At 40.9% G+C, this 20,322-nt stretch carries 17 protein-coding genes; 8 read left to right on the forward strand and 9 right to left on the reverse strand.

Features of this window, described 5'->3' with window-relative positions; all coding sequences use genetic code 11:
- Positions 1 to 23 precede the first annotated feature (23 nt).
- The 8 genes from EPB74_RS11255 to rpmH all read right to left on the reverse strand — a co-directional run bounded on the left by EPB74_RS11255 (position 24) and on the right by rpmH (position 7,697).
- Complete coding sequence (locus tag EPB74_RS11255) at positions 24 to 698, reverse strand: riboflavin synthase (RefSeq protein WP_274904221.1); 675 nt, start codon at positions 696 to 698, stop codon at positions 24 to 26.
- Between the two features lie 598 nt (positions 699 to 1,296).
- Positions 1,297 to 2,352, reverse strand: a complete 1,056-nt coding sequence (gene ribD, locus EPB74_RS11260) for a bifunctional diaminohydroxyphosphoribosylaminopyrimidine deaminase/5-amino-6-(5-phosphoribosylamino)uracil reductase RibD (protein ID WP_274904245.1) — start codon at positions 2,350 to 2,352, stop codon at positions 1,297 to 1,299.
- Between the two features lie 104 nt (positions 2,353 to 2,456).
- Positions 2,457 to 2,915: a transcriptional regulator NrdR gene (nrdR, locus tag EPB74_RS11265; protein ID WP_089555351.1), complete on the reverse strand. Its 459-nt coding sequence runs from the start codon at positions 2,913 to 2,915 to the stop codon at positions 2,457 to 2,459.
- Positions 2,916 to 3,025: 110 nt separating this feature from the next.
- Positions 3,026 to 4,474 (reverse strand): tRNA uridine-5-carboxymethylaminomethyl(34) synthesis GTPase MnmE, encoded by a 1,449-nt coding sequence (gene mnmE / locus EPB74_RS11270; protein WP_274904246.1) that lies wholly within the window; start codon positions 4,472 to 4,474, stop codon positions 3,026 to 3,028.
- 248 nt (positions 4,475 to 4,722) lie between these two features.
- Positions 4,723 to 6,420, reverse strand: coding sequence for a membrane protein insertase YidC (gene yidC / locus EPB74_RS11275; protein ID WP_274904222.1), 1,698 nt, complete (start codon positions 6,418 to 6,420; stop codon positions 4,723 to 4,725).
- 217 nt (positions 6,421 to 6,637) lie between these two features.
- The gene (yidD, locus tag EPB74_RS11280; RefSeq protein WP_274904223.1) at positions 6,638 to 7,012 is read right to left on the reverse strand and encodes a membrane protein insertion efficiency factor YidD; all 375 of its coding nucleotides are present in this window, start codon (positions 7,010 to 7,012) and stop codon (positions 6,638 to 6,640) included.
- Position 7,013: 1 nt separating this feature from the next.
- The gene (gene rnpA / locus EPB74_RS11285; RefSeq protein ID WP_274904224.1) at positions 7,014 to 7,385 is read right to left on the reverse strand and encodes a ribonuclease P protein component; all 372 of its coding nucleotides are present in this window, start codon (positions 7,383 to 7,385) and stop codon (positions 7,014 to 7,016) included.
- A gap of 177 nt (positions 7,386 to 7,562) precedes the next feature.
- Entirely contained in the window at positions 7,563 to 7,697 is a 135-nt protein-coding gene (gene rpmH / locus EPB74_RS11290; protein WP_007394757.1) for a 50S ribosomal protein L34, read from the reverse strand.
- 741 nt (positions 7,698 to 8,438) lie between these two features.
- On the opposite strand from rpmH, the gene dnaA reads away from it, so the two are divergent.
- The 5 genes from dnaA to EPB74_RS11315 all read left to right on the forward strand — a co-directional run bounded on the left by dnaA (position 8,439) and on the right by EPB74_RS11315 (position 16,464).
- Positions 8,439 to 9,884 (forward strand): chromosomal replication initiator protein DnaA, encoded by a 1,446-nt coding sequence (dnaA, locus tag EPB74_RS11295; RefSeq protein ID WP_274904230.1) that lies wholly within the window; start codon positions 8,439 to 8,441, stop codon positions 9,882 to 9,884.
- Positions 9,885 to 10,045: 161 nt separating this feature from the next.
- Complete coding sequence (gene dnaN / locus EPB74_RS11300) at positions 10,046 to 11,221, forward strand: DNA polymerase III subunit beta (protein WP_089555345.1); 1,176 nt, start codon at positions 10,046 to 10,048, stop codon at positions 11,219 to 11,221.
- Between the two features lie 117 nt (positions 11,222 to 11,338).
- On the forward strand, positions 11,339 to 12,553 hold the full coding sequence (recF, locus tag EPB74_RS11305) for a DNA replication/repair protein RecF (protein WP_274904231.1): 1,215 nt from the start codon (positions 11,339 to 11,341) through the stop codon (positions 12,551 to 12,553).
- 533 nt (positions 12,554 to 13,086) lie between these two features.
- Positions 13,087 to 15,714: a DNA topoisomerase (ATP-hydrolyzing) subunit B gene (gyrB, locus tag EPB74_RS11310; RefSeq protein ID WP_274904232.1), complete on the forward strand. Its 2,628-nt coding sequence runs from the start codon at positions 13,087 to 13,089 to the stop codon at positions 15,712 to 15,714.
- A 141-nt stretch (positions 15,715 to 15,855) separates the two neighbouring features.
- The gene (locus EPB74_RS11315) at positions 15,856 to 16,464 is read left to right on the forward strand and encodes a manganese efflux pump MntP (RefSeq protein WP_274904233.1); all 609 of its coding nucleotides are present in this window, start codon (positions 15,856 to 15,858) and stop codon (positions 16,462 to 16,464) included.
- A gap of 124 nt (positions 16,465 to 16,588) precedes the next feature.
- Here the strand turns inward: EPB74_RS11315 and rlmF are convergent, their stop codons facing one another.
- Positions 16,589 to 17,626, reverse strand: coding sequence for a 23S rRNA (adenine(1618)-N(6))-methyltransferase RlmF (gene rlmF / locus EPB74_RS11320; RefSeq protein ID WP_274904234.1), 1,038 nt, complete (start codon positions 17,624 to 17,626; stop codon positions 16,589 to 16,591).
- A 226-nt stretch (positions 17,627 to 17,852) separates the two neighbouring features.
- On the opposite strand from rlmF, the gene EPB74_RS11325 reads away from it, so the two are divergent.
- From EPB74_RS11325 to EPB74_RS11335, 3 genes are all read left to right on the forward strand, one after another.
- Positions 17,853 to 18,668, forward strand: coding sequence for a crotonase/enoyl-CoA hydratase family protein (locus tag EPB74_RS11325; RefSeq protein WP_274904235.1), 816 nt, complete (start codon positions 17,853 to 17,855; stop codon positions 18,666 to 18,668).
- 102 nt (positions 18,669 to 18,770) lie between these two features.
- Positions 18,771 to 19,727 (forward strand): hypothetical protein, encoded by a 957-nt coding sequence (locus tag EPB74_RS11330; protein ID WP_274904236.1) that lies wholly within the window; start codon positions 18,771 to 18,773, stop codon positions 19,725 to 19,727.
- Positions 19,724 to 20,239: an NUDIX hydrolase gene (locus EPB74_RS11335; protein WP_274904237.1), complete on the forward strand. Its 516-nt coding sequence runs from the start codon at positions 19,724 to 19,726 to the stop codon at positions 20,237 to 20,239. The genes EPB74_RS11330 and EPB74_RS11335 overlap by 4 nt, the downstream gene beginning before the upstream one ends.
- Positions 20,240 to 20,322 lie beyond the last annotated feature (83 nt).

The raw sequence follows: 20,322 nt of genomic DNA on the forward strand, positions 1-20,322 counted from the left end.
GAAGTGGATTAACTAGACATGACTCACTTCATAAAGCCATTGTCTGCTAAAAAAGCTTCGGTAATAGCGCTTTGCGGACTGCTGGTGTTGTTCGTGTCCGTATGTGACTTAGTTAACAAACGTTCTAAATAGCGAGCCACGATATCCACCTCCACATTGACCTTGTCTCCTACTAACCAATGCTGCGATATATTCGTGATTTGAGCGGTATGCGGAATGATATTAAGAGAGACGATATTGTCACGTACTAAATTGGTGGTAAGACTGATGCCATCAAGAGTAATTGAGCCTTTAGTCGCCGTATAGTGCGCTAGCTCCTTTGGTATCTCGATTTCTATATAAATAGAGCGCGCATCTTTTTGTAGTTTACTAACCACTCCTACGCCATCGACGTGACCAGCCACAATATGACCACCAAAACGTGTGGTCGGAAGCATGGCCTTTTCTAAATTCACAATATGACCTGGCTTCAAATCTTCTAAAGCGGTACGAGCGATAGTTTCACGTGAAACATCGACAGCGTAATAATCACTGCCAAAATCTACAACCGTTAGACAGATACCGTTAGAAGCAATAGAGTCGCCCAACTTCACATCGCTGAAATCTAATCCAGAAGACTCAATCGTTAAGCGGATATCGCCACCCATGGGTTGCATAGATTTAACTTTTCCGACACTTTCTATGATTCCAGTAAACATATTGACCTCTTGTCATTATTGTATAGTCGATCCATTATAAAAAAAATACAGTGCTACTGGGATAAGTATTGCGCAGCCTCTGTCTGCGCAGGCACAGCAAGCAAGCAAGCAAGCAAGCAAGGAAAACTTATATCAGTAGCGCGTTATAATATTTGTGCTTATTTTATTTAGGACTGACTATATTGTCATTGTAGACGGTATTTTTAATTTGAGCACATTGGTAATATTAAGCATCTAACATACATCTAAAATAATAGAGTGAGTCACAACATAGGCTCTGCTAAGACTAATGATGGGATAAACTGTGGATAAGTAAAGATAAACCTTTATAAATTGGTAAAAAAACCTTTATTTTTAAAGAGTTATCCACAATAGAACTATTTTTTAATATCTATCTTGAATACTATCAACTTAAAACTAAAGTACTGATTAATAACAGATTATTTAATACAAATAGTAGTAATCATAACTAACCTGTTTCATGTGAAACAAAGTTATGCACAGTTTCATGTGAAACCAGTATTAAAAACCTATATTTATCCACATCTAAAGATTTTACATAGTTTTTTGTGGATAAGTCATTGAAAAATAAAAAGCTTTATGATGGCAGCAAGGTAAGCTTAAGATCAGTACCAAGCTGTTCATGAGTATGAATATCAAAGCGTAGCTGCTGCGCTAAAGACAACGGATTGATATCAACCATAGGTCGTGCTTGTTGACCTAACAGGCACGGCGCTTGATAAACAATCAGCTCATCAACCAGCTGTTGTTGCAAGAAACTGCCAGCAACACTAGCGCCTGACTCTATCAATACCTCATAACACTGGTACTCACTAACCAAAACCTTTAACAATTCACTCAAGTCATCTTTACGCCAATAGAGTGTGTCGGTACGACGGCATAACTGATAGTCAGATTGTAGATGATGCTCTAATCGTTCTCGCCTATCAAGCACCACCACCATAGGGTTCGGAACTTGCTCAGGCGCTACACCCAATTGGCTAGAGCGTACGTTTAATTTTGGGTTATCGACGATGACCGTTTCGCTACCAGTAATAATAGCGCCACTCTGCGCCCGCAGCTTTTGAACATCTTCGCGTGCTGCTGGACCAGTAATCCATTTAGATTCCCCATTTGCCATGGCTGTACGGCCGTCGAGACTGGTGGCAATCTTCAGTCTCACATACGGCATTTTCGTACGCATCGCCTTCAGGAACCCTTTGTTCAAAGCCTCTGCCTGTGTCGTTAGCACACCCACAGTGACCTCAATGCCCGCTTGCTCTAACAATGTCACACCGCGACCCGCAACTTGTGGGTTTGGATCTAGACCCGCGATGACGACACGTTTCACACCAGATTCAACGAGAGCCTGCGCACAAGGCGGCGTACGCCCCGTATGACTACAAGGCTCCAAAGTCACATAAGCAGTAGCCCCCACGGCTCGCGCACCTGCATCTTTTAGCGCAAAAACCTCAGCATGTGGCTCTCCAGCTTTAGGATGAAATCCTTGACCAACCACTTCTTCTGCTTGGACAATAACACACCCTACCGCAGGATTTGGTCTTGTGATATACAAACCACACTTTGCCTGTTCAATGGCAAGCATCATAAAATAGCGGTCTTTTGCATATTGCGAGTGGCTTAAGTTTGGCATAAGGATGGACTTCATAAATAGGTGGTCATTATTATTGAGAGGCTTATCTTATAAAACAAGCATGGTAAGCTTGAAAAAAACCTAAGTAAGAAAGGTTATATGCTTCATTTATCAATGGGGCGAATGTTGGCAATTTCTTGATGAAAAGCATCGATATCCTGAAAGTCACGATAAACACTGGCAAAGCGCACATAAGCGACGTCATCCAGTATTTTAAGCTCGCTCATGATAATTTCACCTAGGACTTTACTACTAACCTCACGCTCACCCATTTGCCGTATCCGCTTTTCAATACGGCTAATCATCCCCTCTTGCTCATCGATGGTAATAGGGCGTTTTTGCAGCGGTAATAAAATCGAGCGCCGCAGCTTGTCATTATCGTAAGGTTCAATCTTACCGCTTGATTTTATGATACGCGGCATCACCACTTCGACTACCTCAAAGGTAGTAAAGCGTTCTTGACAGCTATTACATGAGCGGCGGCGACGTACTTGCGCACCTTCAGCTGCAAGCCGTGAGTCGATTACTTTTGTCTCTGACGCATTACAATAAGGGCAATGCATACGGCTTTCCTTGTCTTAATATTAAGCACAATAAGAGATACTAATGACTTTAAATGTTTGTAGGTAAAGACTTATCAATGGAACTCATCTTTTAATAACAAACCATCAAATTACTTACCAATACAAAAACTGCCAAAAATCTTACCTAATAAATCGTCTGCGCTAAACTCACCAGTAATCTCAGCCAAACTTTGCTGCGCCTGGCGCAAACTTTCAGCAACTAACTCCCCAGCTTTAAAGAGCATTAACTGCTCATGAGCTTCTGCTAAATGCTCAGCGGTTCTTCTTAAGGCATCTAAATGCCTAGTACGAGCGATTAAGCTATTTTCTGGTGGGTGGAAACCTACTTTAGCACACAAGGTTTCGACTAAGTCATCAATACCAGCACCTGTTTCACATGAAACATTGACTTGTTGGTAACCTCGGCTAGTAATTTCTAATTGAGAGGCAGAAATCATTTTTTCACTGCTACCATCGTTTGACAAACCACTCAATAAATCGCTTTTATTGGCAATGATTAATAAGCGCTTGGCTTCTGGCAACTCACCAAACAGCTGCTCAGCCAACTGTAATGGCGTACTCTCTTCTTCAAGATCACGGGTGACGTCATAAACCAAGAGCAATATATCAGCCTGAGTAATCGCCGTACGCGCACGCTCGATACCGATACGCTCTACCGTATCTTCCGTATCGCGCAAGCCTGCCGTATCAGTCAAATGTAGCGTCAAACCATTGAGCACCACAGTTTCATGCAGGGTATCGCGCGTCGTACCCGCCACCTCAGTGACGATAGCGCGCTCTTGACCTGCCAGACGATTAAGTAAGCTTGATTTACCGGCATTCGGTCTGCCTGCCAGTACCACATGAATACCATCGCGTAATAGCTGACCTTGTTTTGCCGTCACCAATACATGCTGTATTTTTTCTTGTGTTTGCTCAAGCTTATCTTGTATAACTCCATCGGATAAAAAATCTACATCTTCTTCATCAGGAAAATCAATCGCCGCTTCAACATGCAATCGCAAGTGAATCAATTGCTCAAGTAATTGATTAATCTTTTGTGAAAACTCACCGCTAAGCGAGCGTATGGCACTACTGGCAGCGGCAGCACTGGTTGCATCAATAGCATCAGCGATGGCTTCTGCCTGCACAAGATCCAACTTATCATTATCAAAGGCACGATAAGAGAACTCTCCAGCGTTTGCTTGTTTTGCACCCAGTTCAAACACCCGTGCTAGCAGCTGGTTTTGTAAAATCATGCCACCATGCCCTTGCAGCTCAACGACATCTTCACCGGTGAACGAGTGCGGACTCTTAAAATACAGCACTAAACCTTCATCAATAACCGTACCATCAGCCTGATAAAAACGACAAAAGCTGGCCATACGTGGCTTAAAAGCAGACTTACCAGTAAGCTCACAGGCGATGGTATATGCACGTGCACCAGACAGACGAATAACCCCGACACCCCCACGCCCCAGTGGTGTTGCAATCGCAGCAATTGTGGGTAGGCTCGACAAATCAGAATCTTTAGATGAATCAGGGGCGGCTAACGCCATCTCTTGGGAATCCACAATCACTCTCAATAACTAAAAGTTCCATTATAGACGGCTTGGCGCATACTGACAAAGCAAACTTTAAAGGGTGGTATGTTGCTATCGTTAAAATATATCAAAAACGATACAGTGCTGCTGAGAGATATTTTTCGCAGCATCGAATTTTAATTCAAACAAACCTTACTACTGGACATATAAAAAAACCACCGCCGTAGCGATGGTTTTTTATAAGAAGACAGCTTATTTACTGATTAATCCAGTACTTTAACGGTACGAAGTTTTTGCTCTTCTTCGACTTTCTTGTTGACGATATACTGATGCGTCATACTAAATAAGTTATTCACGGTCCAGTATAGTACCAAACCTGCTGGGAAGAACAGCATGAAAGCGGTGAAGATAATCGGTAAGAACTTCATCACTTTCGCTTGCATCGGATCAGCTGGCTGCGGGTTAAGCTGTTGCTGTATAAACATCGACGCACCCATCAATAGCGGCAGAATGAACCACGGATCCATCGCTGATAAATCTTGAATCCATAAGATCCACGGCGCATGACGCAGCTCAACACTTTCAACTAGAACCCAATATAATGCTAAGAAGATAGGCATCTGCATCAATATTGGCAAACAACCAGCCATTGGATTGACTTTTTCTTCTTTATAGATGCCCATCATTTCTTGCGACATCTTCATGCGATCGTCGCCGTGCTCTTCTTTTAACGCTGCTAGACGCGGTGCGATAGCACGCATCTTCGCCATTGAATAGTAACTCTTATTAGAGAACCACATCAATGCGAACTTCACTAAGATGGTCAAAAGAATGATTGACCAACCCCAGTTGCCGATAACCTTATGAATACCATCCAAGATTGCAAATAATATCTTCGATATTGGCCATAACAAACCATAATCGACGGTCTGATTTAGCCCTACCGCTACATCTTTAAGCTCAGACTGTACCTTTGGACCTGCATACAAGGTTGCATCTAAAGTGACTTGTTTATTTGGACCCACATTGACAGGCTGACTGTTAAAACCGATAAAATAATCATCACCGGTTTCGCGACTAAAGAATTTACCAGTGAAGTTTTCAGGCGTCCATGCAGATACGAAATAATGCTGCACGATACCAACCCAACCTTTATCGCTAGTGGTAGTCAACGCGCCATCGTTAAACTTACCAAATTTCAGCTTATTATACGGATCATCCGGTGTACCCCAAGCGCCGCCCAAATAAGTCGCCATACTCAGCGCACCTTTATCAGACATACCAGGGTCTTTACTGTTATCACGTTTTAATTGTGCAAACATCTGCCCTTGCCACGCTTTCGCAGAGGCGTTTTGAATCTGATAACTGATATCAATAGGGTATTTATCTTGCGTAAAGGTAAAGGTCTTAGTGATTGTCACGCCATCTTTTTGATAAGTTAGCGGTACTGATAACGTTTGCTGACCTTTTTCCATCACATAGTTATTCGCGGTGTGGCTGTATTTGGCGCGACCTTCTGCCGTATCAATACCATCTTTACCAATCAGACCAGACTGAGCGACATAAACGCGATTACTATTATTTTCTAATAATACAAAAGGCTTATCGCTATCGAGCGTCGCATCATACTGCTTTAGCGCAGCATAAACGATGTCACCGCCTTCTGGGTTGATTTTGATGTCATAGCGATCAGTAGTGACGGTGATTAGTCCTGCATCTTTAGCAGGTGTGGCGGTCACAGTACCATTATCAACTGTACCGTTATCGACAGGTAGCGTCTGTACTGGAATATCACCTGCTGCACCGCTAGTAGAAGGAATGTCAGCTCCTACTGAAGTTGCAGTTTCTGGCACCGTGTCTACAGCTGGGGCATCTGCATAATCATCACGCCATGCCAAAATCAGCAGATAAGCGGTGATTAACATCGCAATGATGATCATCACCCGAAATATCTTTTGCATAAACCTTTCCTAGATTAAAAAATTAGGGAATAAAAAACTAGGGCATGTGTTATGACTACCACACAGCATTAACCCATATAGCTAGCGGTAATGTCAGCAGTCAATCACATAAAATGTTCATCATTTTACTAAAAAACGACTCTAAATGATACCAACAGTGTGGATAACTTGTGGGTAACTCGATAGACAGCCTGAAACGCTCAGTCGAACTTAAGTTTTATGTCAATTTCATCATATGGTTTAGGCGAGGAACATAGCTCTCATGATCTCTATAAACGTATAAACCCTGAGCTTTGATATGAGCTGACGTAACACAAGATACGTATTGATAAGTATAAGAAGCTAAAGGTAGCGGTACAAAATCAATGCCATGTCCGCCCAAAGGGTGACAGCTGCCAATACGTTTTAATAAAAGCCAACTACCTACCCAAACACCATGCCAAGCTAAAGCTTGCTTACCATAATTTGAACAAGTTGGATAATATCGACAACGAGCAGGTAAGATAGGACTTATTATTTTTTGATAAAAAACAATAAAACTATAAAATAACTTATAAAAAATTTTATTTAATTTTATTAAAATAAAATTCATTTTATTTTATTTCTATTTTTTTAAAAATATTATTTATTTCATTTTTCAATTCTTTATTAGTCATATCTTTAATAGAACTTTTAACAATGAAAACAATATCTTTATTTTCTAAACTAATAGCCTTTACTCGAAACTGCTCACGTATTTGACGTTTGATTAAATTTCGCGCAACTGCCGTCGGTACTTTACGCTTCGTAATCGCCATGCCGACTCGTGGTTTATCATGAGTATTGGTACGCACAAAGGCCATTAAGTGACTCTGATGAAATTTACGTTCAGGAGCATCGAATACCTCACGGAAGGCTGCAGGCGTGAGCAAGCGCTGCTCTTTAGTGAAGCGGTAGGTAGGTGTAGCTGAAATATTATTGGACATAGTACAACCTAGTGTAAGAACTAATAGCAGGATTAGAAATAACGGTAAAATGCAGAGACAAAAAAAGCGCCGATGTGGGCGCTTTTAATATATGGCTGAGTGTTAGTTGTGATGATTGACTATCGCAATCTATAAATAATAGAAACACAACAAGCCATGTTCATCGTAATTTACTGATTATACAGTAAGACGATGACGTCCTTTAGCGCGGCGACGAGCTAAGACCTGACGGCCTTTTTTAGTTGCCATACGAGCACGGAAACCGTGAGTACGCTTACGCTTGATCACGCTTGGTTGGAATGTACGTTTCATAACTCACCTATCAAAATAATGGACTGAATTCCTAATAACGGAGGATTATATCATTGCATCGCATTTTGGTCAATAAACTAATTTAGACTGTTTTTATAGCAATGTACGACTGCTTTCAATTTTTATAGCAATGTACGACTGCTTTCAATTATTCTTGCTTGCTGTTACCAGACGTGACAGATATTGCAGAAATGCATATCGGTTGCACTGTATCGTTTTAAAATTAAATAAATACTATTTTGAACGGTTTAGAAAAGATATTTTTAAATCATTGTCTGTAGAATTCTGGTTATAAACCTTATTTGTTGAATTAAATATAACCGTGGTTTTCAATCACTTTTCAGAAGTTATCCACAGTTTGAGTTGAATCCTATAATGATTAATTGATTAATATATATAGATATTGTTGTTATTGGGAGCTGTTTTTTCTGGGGTTAAGTATGATTTTCTCTTTATTATCAAAATACTAGGCTATGGGTAAACCTGTGGGTAACCTGTGGGTGAAATATGGATAACTTACTTTGTTAACTTATCCACAAAACTATCCACAGTGTTATCCACAAAAAACAAGGTGTTATCCACAGGGCGTTTGTGTTAGATTAGCCCCCTATCTGATGTGTGATTTTGAGTAATCTTATAATAGAGCTTTTGAGGTCAACACCAACGCTTTATCAGGTATGAGTTGACTGGTTTTTACAATAAAAAATATTGATATATTAGACTATAGGGTTAGTGATATTCATGATAGATACAGCAAATATTTGGGATAAATGCCTAAACGACTTACGTTATCACGTCAAAGATAATGTATTCACTATGTGGTTAAGACCACTGTCCGCTCATCAAGAAGCCAACACGCTAATTATTCTTGCTCCCAATGATTATTTTGTAACTTATATTAAAAAGAACCACTTAGCGGATATCCAGCAGCTGGTTACTAAGCATAGCCAAGGCAATATAGAAGAAGTTATCGTCCGTGTCGATAATGCTGGCCGTGATACCAATGATGATGTTCAGTCACAATCAGGATCCTTATTTGCAGAAGATAACCTCCCCTCTCCCACTGCAGATCATAAGTTTGAAACCATCCATCATAACAATGCCAAAGCAGATATCGATGCCAATATGCGTCACGCAGAGCTGGTCGACTCGGCTGATGCGAAATCCTTAAGTTATCTAAATCCTGATTTTACCTTTGAAACCTTTGTTACTGGTAAGTCAAATAATCTGGCTTATAAGGCGTGTTATGAGCTTGGTAAACGTCAATCAAAAAATCGTCACAATCCTTTATTTATCTATGGCCCTTCTGGTTTGGGAAAAACGCATTTAATGCATTCTGTAGCTCATCGCTATTTAAAAAATAATCAAAGTTTTTATTATTTCACTTCTGAAAAGTTTATTAATCAATTAGTTTATTCATTAAGAAATAATAAAATAGAAGATTTTAAAAAGAAAATAAAAAAAGTGGATTTACTAATTGTAGATGATATTCACGTATTGGCTGGAAAGACTAAAAGTAGTAATGAGTTTTTAACATTATTTGCAGATTTTACTAGTGGTGATAAACAGCTAATTTTAGCTTCAGATCGTCATCCATCACAGATGACTGAATTTGATGAACGCTTTAGATCGCGTTTTTCTTGGGGTTTAACGGTCGCCGTTGATCCACCTGAAATTGATACGCGTGTACAAATCTTACAAAGGAAAGCTGCTTCGTATGGCATGAGCTTACCTAAAGAGTGCGCGTTATTTATCGCTCAAAACGTCGTCTCTAATGTCAGGCGTTTGGAAGGTGCTTTAAATCAGGTGTTTGCTAATGCTAACTTAACCGGTGCACCTATTACCCTTGAAATGGTGCAATATGCGCTAAAAGACATCGTTGCAATGCGAGTACAAGCCGTCAATATGGATAATATTCGTAAAGTGGTCGCTGAATATTATGATGTGACCATTAAAGATATGCTGGGACGCAAACGTACGCGCAGTATTGCTAGACCACGCCAGATAGCGATGGCACTATCACGAGAGTTGACTAGCGATAGCTTTCCTGAGATTGGACAATCCTTTGGTGGACGCGACCATACGACAGTGATGCATGCTTGCGATAAGGTTAATGAGCTGCGAGCAGCAGATCCAGCGTTTGACAAGGATTACAAGACGCTAGCACTGATGTTGCAAGCGGGTTAGAAGGCTTTGCTATCACTATATTTTAGTAGATAGATATGGTTTATAATATTGAAAATAAGCGTACACAGACAGCTAATGGATTATCGTCAGTAGACAAGGTATTATTAAGCCATTATTTTATATTTTTATAAAAAGAATCATTTAAATAAGAGTAACTAAGCATGCAATTATCGATTAATCGAGAGTCGTTACTAAAAGCCATAAACTTGATCGCCAAGGCTGCGGATAAACGCCACAATATGGTTATCTTGGGTAATATCAAGTTGCAATTGTCTGAGTCAGAGCTTGTTTTGACAGCTTCTGATTTAGAAGTAGAGCTGACATCGACGTTGAAATTGCCTGCCGGTGCTTGCGTTCAAGCAGGTACAACGACGTTACCGGCGACAAAACTAAGAGATATTTGTAAATCATTACCCGCTCAAGCACAAATCAACCTTGCCACTCAAGAAAACGAGCGCTGCTTATTAACCAGTGGCAAAAGCCGCTTTACTCTAGGTACATTGCCTAGCGAAGATTATCCAAGCTTGGGAAATCCTGAAAATATTACCCCTTTGACCATCAATCGTAGTCGTCTTACGGATTTGATTCATAAGACGCAGTTTGCGATGGCGATTCAAGATGTACGCTATTATCTGACGGGTATGCTGTTTGACGTATCGCAGCAGCAGCTAACGACGGTTGCGACCGATGGACATAGACTGGCCTTAGCACGTAGTGTTATCGACGTGAGTGCGGACTTGAATATGCAGGCTATTCTGCCACGTAAAGCTGTGATTGAGCTTGAGCGTCTAGCTTCTGAGCTAGGTAAGATGCTTGGTGATCAGGATAACGCAGTCACGTTGAGTTTCGGTCGTGAGTTTTTGCAAGTCAGTTTACCGTTTGGTGATGTAGATAGTGTAGGGCAGGTCAGTCAAAACCTTATGGTGACTTTTACCGCGCGTTTAATCGATGGTAAATTCCCTGATTATCGCCGTGTGATGCCTAGCAATACTGATAAACTGGCTTTATTTAATCAAGAAAAAATGATGGATGTGCTGCGCCGCGTCGCGATTTTGAGTAATGAAAAATCTCGCGGGGTGGTATTTAATTTTGCAAGCGATGGCATGGTAGAAGTACGTGCCAATAATGCTGAGCAAGATGAAGCGGTTGAGATGATACAAGCCAAGTATCAAGGTGAACCAATGGAGCTGTCATTTAATGCCGCCTATTTACAAGACGTGCTAGGTGTCATCCAAGGTGACTTACAAATGCATATGAGCCAATCAAATGCGTCGGTATTGGTCAATCAGTTAAATGATGAATTCCATCAGTACGTGATTATGCCAATGCGTATCTAGTTTGTTATTCAAAAATATTGGGTGGTTAGGCTTTAAGTTTAACCTCCCACACCTAGGTATTTTATTGAACTTATGTTTGTTAATTATCATTGATTTTTATAGGCGGCTATCGGTATTATGATTGAACGTCTACAAATTTCACACCTGCGTAATTTAACGCAAGTCAATCTAGCGTCTGCTGCTTGCAACGTTATTATCGGCGCTAATGGCAGCGGTAAAACCTCGCTACTTGAAGCGATATTCTTGCTATCAAGAGGCAAGAGTTTCCGCCATAATCAGCCTAAACGCTATATTCAGCACCATCAAAACGCAGCAACCGTGCATGCCAAACTCAGCGATAGCAGTACGTTGGCTATCCAAAAGCAAGCGGATGCTACGACGATTTTACGTCTCAATCAAACCACTGTTTATAACCAGAGTATCTTAACTGAGCAGCTGCCAACATTACTCATAGATCCATCGACGATGGACATGCTAGAGCAGGGTAGTGCCAGTCGTCGGCAGTTGTTAGATTGGTTGGTGTTTCACATGAAACAAGGCTTCCACCCGCAATGGCTTGCTTATCAACGCCTGTTAAAACAGCGCAATAGTTTGCTAAAACAGAGGCGGCATCTTAGTCAAGTTCAGCTTGCTGAGCTAAAGTCATGGGATAAAGGGCTTAGCAATCATGCAGCCTTGATTCATCATTATCGTGAATCTATATTTGAAGCGTGGCAGCCTTATTTTTCTGAGAGTATTACTCAGTTATTGCCATCCTATGCGCAGCAATTAAGCTTAAGCTACAATGCAGGCTACGATACTGGTATAGCACTCGATATACAGCTTAATGAGCGCTTAGAGCAGGATTTACAGCTCGGTTATACCCGTATCGGTAACCATCGCGCTGACATTCATGTGCATTGGCGCTCTAGCGACCCAGTAGCAATGAATAATGAACACCCAACTATCAGTACCATCTCGGCAGCCGATGTAAGTGTTAAATTGCCAGTTCTAAAAGAGCAGGCGGCTAACGTATTGTCGCGTGGTGAAAAAAAGCTGTTAATTACCGCATTACGCTTATCGCAGTTGCCATTATTGCTTAACGTTGAAAAGAGTCTGAGCTCATCCAGTAACGATTTTAAATCTAGAGCCACACCAGTGGTACTGTTAGATGATATTACTGCAGAGCTTGATGAGAGAGCGATAGATATTTTACTGTCTACCTTAGCGCAGCTACCGTGTCAGGTGTTTATGAGCAGTCTGACCGACAGTATCTTGCCACTGATAAATGAATATTGGTCAGAGCCTAAAGTGTTTCACATGAAACAAGGTGATATTTTACTTACTCAGTAATTTTCAATTGACTTAATTATCCTTAAATAATTTAATGGTTATTGATATTTTTAAGTGCCTAGCTTCTTTTATAACTTGCTATAAATTATATTCAAATCCACGCTCAACTTCCTCGATTCACCCAACCTTCTAGAACTGATAAAACTACCAGTAAACAGTGACTTACAAGCAAAAAAATGCTAAAATAGGGCTTTATTTTTGTTCTATTCTCAGCGAGCTGTCTTACTGTTTTATATAAATATTTATTACTGATTGGACGTATTTAAGTCTTTGATAAATAACTGTTTAATATTATTCTTCAAAGTGTGTTTAAGGTTGAAAATACTGGCAATGATTGTTTTATAAATAATACTAAGTCTGTATTATTTAGAACTGGTTTTCGCCCGTATTTCAACTGTTGGAAATCTTAGGTCAACCACACTAATAGCAGAATTTAACTATAAAAACGATAGCTAAGATAGCATCATCAAGTATTGCCACTGTGGTGATGATTGATGGTACGCAGCTGATAATGGCTAGATTAAGGAATGCACATGAGTGATTCATTACCTACCGACCACCAGCAACTAACGTCAGACAGCGTAGTTGAGACTATTGCCGCCGCTGTCGCCCCTGAAGCATTACCCTCTGATTATAGCTCGAAAGATATTCGTGTACTGCGCGGACTAGAAGCAGTGCGCGTGCGTCCTGGTATGTATATCGGTGATACCGATGATGGTACCGGCCTGCATCATATGGTCTTTGAGGTGGTGGATAACTCTATCGATGAAGCGCTTGCCGGTCATTGTGATCAGATTGATATCATCATTCACGAAGATGAATCTGTGAGTGTGATGGATAATGGCCGCGGCGTCCCTGTGGATATTCATCCAGAAGAGGGTGTGTCTGCAGCACAGGTCATTATGACGGTACTGCATGCTGGTGGTAAGTTTGATGACAACAGTTATAAAGTATCTGGCGGTCTACATGGCGTCGGTGTTTCGGTTGTTAATGCCTTATCTAAAAAGCTTGAGATGAATATCTGGCGCGAAGGCTATCATTATAATCAGACTTATACCGATGGTGTGCCGGACAGCGATATCCAGCAGATGGAAGCGACAGATCAAACGGGTACGCAAATCCGTTTTTATCCTAGTCATGATGTGTTTACAGGCACTACCTTTGAGTATGATATTTTAGCCAAGCGTTTACGTGAGCTGTCATTTTTAAACTCAGGTGTACGTATTGTACTAACTGATGAGCGTATTGATAAGCGTCATGAGTTTGAGCATAAAGGTGGATTGTCTGAATTTGTTAGCTACATCAATGCTGGTAAAGATGGCGTCAACGATGTATTTCATTTCATCAGTAATCAAGATGACGGTATCAGTGTCGAGGTTGCACTACAGTGGACGGATACTTATAACGAAAAAGTGCTGTGCTTTACCAATAATATTCCGCAAAGGGATGGCGGCACGCATTTATCAGGCTTTCGCTCAGCGTTAACGCGTTGTTTAAACACTTATATGGACCGTGAAAACCTCTTCAAAAAAGAGAAAGTGGTTGCGACTGGTGATGATGCTCGTGAAGGTTTAACAGCTATCGTATCCGTTAAAGTTCCTGATCCTAAGTTTTCGAGTCAAACCAAAGATAAGCTGGTATCAAGCGAAGTAAAATCGGCGGTCGAATCAGCAATGCACGATAAATTTAATGATTATCTGCAAGAGAATCCAAGCGCCGGTAAATTGATTGCTGGTAAAATCATTGATGCTGCGCGTGCCCGTGATGCGGCTCGTAAAGCGCGTGAGATGACGCGTCGTAAGACTACTCTAGATATCGCAGGTTTACCGGGTAAGTTGGCTGATTGCCAAGAAAAAGATCCGGCATTGTCAGAGCTATACATCGTGGAAGGGGACTCTGCTGGCGGTTCAGCCAAGCAAGGTCGTAGCCGTAAAACGCAGGCAATTTTGCCATTAAAAGGTAAAATCTTAAACGTTGAGCGCGCGCGTTTTGATAAGATGCTATCGTCTGCTGAAGTCGGTAACCTAATTACCGCGCTTGGTTGTGGTATCGGTCCTGATGAATATAATCCTGATAAAGTACGTTATCATAAAATTATTATCATGACCGATGCGGACGTTGACGGTTCACATATTCGTACGTTGCTATTAACTTTCTTCTTCCGTCAAACGCCGGAGCTGATTGAGCGTGGTTATATTTATATCGCCCAGCCACCACTTTATAAAGTGAAAAAAGGTCGTCAAGAGCTGTACCTAAAAGACGATGAAGCGCTAAAAGCCTACTTATTATCGTCAACGATTGATAATACTAAGCTACATGTTAGTGCTGATGCGCCAGCGATTACTGGACAGGCGCTTGAGACGTTGCTGAACGATTATAACCAAACGCAGCTGATCAAAGCGCGTTTGCAAATTCGTTATCCAGCGGTATTACTCGACGCATTGACGCATACGCCGAAGCTCAGCACCGATATGACCTATGATAAGTCAGCGATGGAAGCATGGAAAGAGTCGTTACAGATCCAACTTGATCACTTCGGTAGTGATTTAAATCCTGAGATTGAATTGGTTAATATCCATGCGCCTGTATCTGCAACTATGGATGCGGTCACTGCTGACTTGTTAGGAATGAAACCACAGCCAGAGCCACAATTAACCATTGAAGGTGAGTCTATTTCTAGTGGTGATGTGCTCTCAACGAAGGCGCAATGGTTGCCACGGATAACGGTTTATGTGCATCAGCTAGCACATCATTATCTGCTTGATGCCAGCTTTATCAACTCAAGCGAATACAGCAAGCTGCTGCGTCTATCCGCTGAGTGGAATACTTTGCTCGATGACAGTGCCTTTATCCGCCGCGAAAGTACTTCAGGAACTAATAAAGATATTCCAATACGTGACTTTGATTACCTATGGCAGCAGATGATGCTAGAGGCACGTCGCGGTCTGGCGGTTCAGCGCTATAAAGGGCTGGGCGAGATGAACGCTGATCAGCTTTGGGATACCACCATGGATCCTGAAAATCGTCGTATGCTACGTGTGACGATTGAGGACGCTATCGCTGCTGACCATATGTTTACCTGCTTGATGGGTGACCATGTCGAACCGCGCCGTATCTTTATTGAAGAAAATGCGTTGACGGTATCAAACCTAGATATATAATTAGGATAACCAGTTTTAAACGACTATGATTATTTAAAAACAAAAACCACCGCTTTGGTAATCAAGGCGGTGGTTTTTTAATATTAGAGTTGTTTCACGTGGAACTTAATTTAAGAACGGCTTTAACCGGTGGAAATATAAATGATTGAAGTAATCTTACTCGCCATTGCACTGGCGATGGATGCATTTGCCGTAGCGATTGGGCTGGGTGCTAAGTCCCAAAAGCACAGTCGTCCTTACGTACTGCGTTTGGCGTTTTATGCTGCACTGTACTTTGGTATTGCGCAGGGTGTAATGCCGCTCATTGGCTATTTGCTGGGTGCTGTGATGTTAGGTTGGTTGGCATCTGCTGCGCCATGGATTGGCGGTATAATTCTGCTCGCTTTAGGTGGAAAAATGCTCTACGAAGCTTTGAGTGCTGGTGTTCAAGAAACGATAGACGATGCTATTCAAGGCTTTGATAGTGGGTCTATGAATGCTAACAACAGACAAGAATATATCAATCATCGTACGATGTTGACGCTCGCTATTGCGACCAGTATTGATGCGATGGCAGCAGGATTTACTCTAAACTTGTTATCACTTAATGCATGGTTAGCTTGTCTAATAATTGCAATAGTCACTGCTGGGTTTGGACTGTTCGGTGTTTATTTGGGTAAGTACTCTGGCACGTGGCTTGAGGATAAAGCTGAAATATTAGGGGGAGTGGTGCTGATCGCGATCGGGGTGAAGGTTATGTTTTTTAGTTAATTAATTCTAGTGTTTCAGCTTATTTTTCCCATAAAAAACACCGCTTTGGATACCAGAGCGGTGTTTTTTTAATAAGGGCTATGTTTCACGTGAAACTATAGTTATTTCTAACTTTAACTACTACTTATTCTTCATCAGTATTAAAGCGCCAAGCCAATATACGGGTGTTCTTTTGACCTTGACTCATCTCAATAATACGCATTTGGGCGACACCGAGTTGCGTTAATAATAACTGCAAAGGCTTCACGTTTTCAGATTTTGACACTAAGCTAGTAAACCAGCCTACATGCTCTGCAAAGTCTTGACTCTCTTTTATCATCTTAGTTAAAAAAGCAATCTCGCCGCCTTCACTCCATAGCTCTTTATGCTGACCACCAAAGTTTAGATTCTGTGCGGCATTGCCGGACTTTGTTGAGCTACGACTGATTTGTTCATTCTCATTCTTACCACGATGTCTTTGTAAATTATGCTGCTTACGGCTATTAGCTTCCATCGCTTCCTCTAATGAGGCATGAAACGGCGGGTTGCAAACGACCACATCAAAGTAATCTTGGCGACCAATGATATTTTTAAAGATAAATTTAGGCTCAGGTTGCAGCTTTACTTTAACCGCACTTTTTAGCTTGGGATTGGTTTCACAGATAAGCGCTGCGGTATTCACCGAAATAGGGTCAATATCGGTGGCAGTAAAGCGCCAGCCATAGCTTTGGCTACCGACAATGGGATAGATGGCACTGGCACCCGTACCTATATCAAGGGCGTGGATTTCTTTACCAGTCGGTGGTGTATTATCCTTATTAACATGCGTGGTTTGCGCGAGCAGGTCGGCAATATAATGAATGTAATCTGCGCGACCCGGTATCGGCGGACATAGATAGCCTTCTGGAATATCCCAAAATTTGACGCCGTAGTAATGAGCCAGTAGCGCCTGATTAAGTACGCGTACGGCGGTACTGTCAGAGAAGTTAATCGTCGACTCGCCTTTAGGATTGGTAATGGTATGCTTGGCAAGCTCAGGCAAGGCACGGGTCAATACCGCAAAATCATAGCGACCTTGGTGCGGGTTGCGCGGATGTAGCTGCCCTAACTTTTTAGCAGTTTCAGGCGATCTATTTCTGTGATTATTGGTGGTCGAGCGACGGTTCATAGGCTTACTGGTCATAGTATCGGGCTTTGATGTTTGAATATAATGATCCATTTTAGCAGATTTCATCTCAGTCTATCTGTTTATCCACTGCGAATAACCAATGCCAAGCGAACCGTTGGTTTATTTCTATACTTGCGTTATAAGATTCGGGTGTCTATATTGAAAGTAAGCCAAATTAACATCAAGCGGATATTCTATACACTGCGTACACCACAATAATAGAAGCTAAAAGGATAAGACCATGACTACGGAAAGCCACAATAGCAATGACAATAGCAATAACACTCGCATTACCTATGACGTTCAAAATTACATCTGCCTAATCGGGCTCAATCGCGCTGATAAACGCAATGCCTTTGATAGTCATATGATTAAGCAACTGTCTGAGGCACTTACTAAATATGAAAATGATTCGAATCTCCGCTGTGCGCTGATATTCGCCCATGGTGAGCATTTCACCGCCGGTCTTGATTTAATGGAGCTACAAGATAAATGGGATAAAGGGGCGTTTGAGTTTAAAGATGACGAAATCGATCCTTGGGGTATCGGTGGACAATTACGTAGCAAACCAGTCGTCGTCGCGGTTCAAGGAACTTGCTTTACCGCTGGGATTGAGCTGATGCTCAATAGTGACGTGGTCATCGCAAGTAGCAACTGCAACTTTGCGCAAATGGAGGTTCAGCGCGGCATCATGCCGTTTGGTGGCGCGACGGTACGCTTTGTCACTGCCGCTGGTTGGCAAAAAGCCATGCTGTATTTATTAACGGGTAAAAACTTTGATGCGCGAACTGCGGATAGGCTAAATCTGGTTAGCGAAGTGGTCGAAAATGGTGAAGAGTACGAGCGCGCGCTAACTATAGCTAAAGAGATATGCAAAGCAGCACCGCTTGGCGTGCAAGGATTACTGTCCTCAGCACAAGATGCCAGTCGTAATGGTGCAAAAGTAGCCTTAGCCAATATTCATGGCTATCTGCCGCCGCTGTTTCATTCAGAAGATGCGAAAGAGGGCGCGATGGCGATGGTTGAGAGAAGGGAGGCTGAGTTTAAGGGAGTATAGAGTTTTAATGAATATTTAGTTTCTTAGGTATTTTTTTCTTAAAAGACTATATCTAAGTTTAAATAATAAACTCAATTATTGATCTAAAATAAAAGGACTCCCATGCTTCTCAAAGAAAACTTGCTTTTATCAAATTGTGACTCTACTCGTGATTTAAACTTTGAAGAGTTGTTGAAAAGATTTTTGACAGGATTAACTTTTGCTAATGGCGTTATTGTAACGCCAAATATGTTAATTGATAATAATCATATTTTTAAGGTCTTAGATAGGAGTAATGTAAGTAAGTATTTAAAAGAAGATGGACAAGGTAAGCTAATAATTCGAGGAATAAATTTTGATAGTAGTATGTGCCTTATTGAGTATTTCAAACAGCTTCCCGATAACTATATAATATCAAGCTTAGAAAGAAAACCTAGAAAGGCTGACCTTACTGTTTCTGAGCAAGATATTATTCTCAGAAAGATTGATAGTATACAAGCTCTTATCATTAGTTTGAGACCTATTGTAGAGAAGGCAGAAATATCTAATAACTCTTTAACTCAGAAAATCATCCCTATAATTCAAAGTTCAAACAGTGAGTATTTTAAATCGGATTCTATAAAACAAGAGTTTTTAGAAAAATCTCAAATACTTAATTCGCGATCGCAGTGGTACCTATTGACAGAACAGTATTTCAATTCAATTAACTGCGATATCTCTTCTATCCAGTTCAAAAATGAAGTGATTGATCCTGCTTATAACTCTCTGTTTGCTAATAGCGGTGAAGGTTTTTTACAGGATAATATTCGTTATATCGATAAAGTGCCACGAGTATTCCTAGAAGCAAGCGTTCATGTCAAATCTTTGAAAAAAGAAATTCAATACATAGAGTATGCGATGAAGTTATATGAAATAGTGACTACATTCGGTACAACTGAAATTATGAAGTTTTTGACTGATGAGGCAGTAGGGTATATAGAAGATAAGCTAATAGAAAAAGGTGAGGAGCACTTCACTAGAAAGAACTGGTTCGGAATGTATCCTATTATGCAGAAAAAAATTGGTTTGGAGATTAAGTGAAAATAGTATATGAAAATCCTTGGTTTCGTGTCTTAAAGCAAGGTCAATATCATTATATAGAAGAAAATGGGTCAAATAACGGCGCTATTATTATCGCGAAATTAAACGATAAGTTTCTATTTGTTAAGGTATTTCGTAATGCTCATCAAAGCTATATTTTGGAGTTACCAAGAGGATATGGTGATGTAAATGAAACTTCTTTAATGGCAGCTATCAGAGAGTTACAGGAGGAGTCGGGCTATACTGTAATGCCAGAATGTATCAAGCTTATAGGTACAGTCAAGCCTAATAGCAGTATTCTATGCTCTAATATCCCTGTCTATTTCGCCAGAATCCTTGAAGGTATGAAGCAAGATGTAACTTTAATGGATACGGAAACAAGCCAAGTTTTATTCTTCGATCGCAAAGAAGTCTTGGAGCTTATTTTAAACGGTGAAGTTAGTGATGGAATGAGTTTATCCGCAATTATGCTTTATTTTGCTAAGTTTGAGAGTGATAGGTTTTTAAATTAATTGGTGGTTTCGTCTGTTATATCGAATATAAAATTAGTAAATTGAGCTGGCTAGTGGTCATCTAAGCGCAATATTTATAATGT

Origin of the sequence: Psychrobacter sp. DAB_AL62B, assembly GCF_028895345.1 — a bacterium.
In the GTDB taxonomy this organism is placed as follows: domain Bacteria; phylum Pseudomonadota; class Gammaproteobacteria; order Pseudomonadales; family Moraxellaceae; genus Psychrobacter.

Excerpts from the sequence above, each read along its gene's own strand:
- yidD (WP_274904223.1), bottom strand. The coding sequence starts at position 7,012 with ATGAATTTTATTTTAATAAAATTAAATAAAATTTTTTATAAGTTATTT.
- recF (WP_274904231.1), top strand. The coding sequence starts at position 11,339 with ATGATTGAACGTCTACAAATTTCACACCTGCGTAATTTAACGCAAGTC.
- EPB74_RS11325 (WP_274904235.1), top strand. The coding sequence starts at position 17,853 with ATGACTACGGAAAGCCACAATAGCAATGACAATAGCAATAACACTCGC.
- gyrB (WP_274904232.1), top strand. The coding sequence starts at position 13,087 with ATGAGTGATTCATTACCTACCGACCACCAGCAACTAACGTCAGACAGC.
- rpmH (WP_007394757.1), bottom strand. The coding sequence starts at position 7,697 with ATGAAACGTACATTCCAACCAAGCGTGATCAAGCGTAAGCGTACTCAC.
- EPB74_RS11255 (WP_274904221.1), bottom strand. The coding sequence starts at position 698 with ATGTTTACTGGAATCATAGAAAGTGTCGGAAAAGTTAAATCTATGCAA.
- EPB74_RS11330 (WP_274904236.1), top strand. The coding sequence starts at position 18,771 with ATGCTTCTCAAAGAAAACTTGCTTTTATCAAATTGTGACTCTACTCGT.
- rlmF (WP_274904234.1), bottom strand. The coding sequence starts at position 17,626 with ATGACCAGTAAGCCTATGAACCGTCGCTCGACCACCAATAATCACAGA.
- ribD (WP_274904245.1), bottom strand. The coding sequence starts at position 2,352 with ATGCCAAACTTAAGCCACTCGCAATATGCAAAAGACCGCTATTTTATG.
- dnaN (WP_089555345.1), top strand. The coding sequence starts at position 10,046 with ATGCAATTATCGATTAATCGAGAGTCGTTACTAAAAGCCATAAACTTG.
- dnaA (WP_274904230.1), top strand. The coding sequence starts at position 8,439 with ATGATAGATACAGCAAATATTTGGGATAAATGCCTAAACGACTTACGT.
- rnpA (WP_274904224.1), bottom strand. The coding sequence starts at position 7,385 with ATGTCCAATAATATTTCAGCTACACCTACCTACCGCTTCACTAAAGAG.
- mnmE (WP_274904246.1), bottom strand. The coding sequence starts at position 4,474 with ATGGCGTTAGCCGCCCCTGATTCATCTAAAGATTCTGATTTGTCGAGC.
- nrdR (WP_089555351.1), bottom strand. The coding sequence starts at position 2,915 with ATGCATTGCCCTTATTGTAATGCGTCAGAGACAAAAGTAATCGACTCA.
- EPB74_RS11315 (WP_274904233.1), top strand. The coding sequence starts at position 15,856 with ATGATTGAAGTAATCTTACTCGCCATTGCACTGGCGATGGATGCATTT.
- yidC (WP_274904222.1), bottom strand. The coding sequence starts at position 6,420 with ATGCAAAAGATATTTCGGGTGATGATCATCATTGCGATGTTAATCACC.